Annotated in this window: 1 protein-coding gene; it reads right to left on the bottom strand. The window is 47.0% G+C overall.

The window, feature by feature from the left end; genetic code table 11:
* A partial coding sequence (locus QTO00_RS20680) for a lipopolysaccharide biosynthesis protein (protein WP_443088957.1) occupies positions 1-486 on the bottom strand: 486 nt, incomplete at its 3' end.
* Positions 487-560: the final 74 nt, after the last annotated feature.

Here is a 560-nt window from a genome sequence, read left to right as displayed (position 1 = left end):
GCAGATAACAAAGGCGATAGCCGTTGATACAAGGTTGATATATAGCAGCTGAGACGTGTTTTTCTTATATAGTATGCCGAAGTTGGTCAGCTCGACGAGCTCTTTAAACAGCATCATGGTGATGGTCAAGCCAACCAAGGCAACCGCAGGTAAGTATGAGCTGGGTAGAGCGAGGGTAATAAAAATCTGGCTTAACCAGGCGACGGCTATCGAAATAACGCACAGTAATAGGATTCCTTGTGTCGTTACGCTTGCCACGTAGTCGGCCCCTCTTGAAGCCATGGTTTCAAATCGTTTTGGCATCCACCACATATGAAAGGGTTGGATCAATATGCCGACGCCTAAGGCAAACTTGGCGGCAATTGCGTACATGCCCAAGGTTTCTAAGTTCGTTGCTCCGGCAACAACCCATCTTTCGGCGCCGCTTAACCCGAAACCAACCACGCCAGATAGCATCAGTGGCGCAGAGTAGCGAACGTAACGCATTAAACGATGCTTATTGGGTAACTCAAATGAAAAGTTTAGGTAGAGGTGGAGAAATAGAAACTGAACAAATGTAC

Origin of the sequence: Vibrio sp. M260118, assembly GCF_036533755.1 — a bacterium.
Classification (GTDB): Bacteria; Pseudomonadota; Gammaproteobacteria; order Enterobacterales; family Vibrionaceae; genus Vibrio.
The sequence above is the reverse complement of the archived record's forward strand: the minus strand, read 5'-3'. Positions and strand labels throughout refer to the sequence as shown.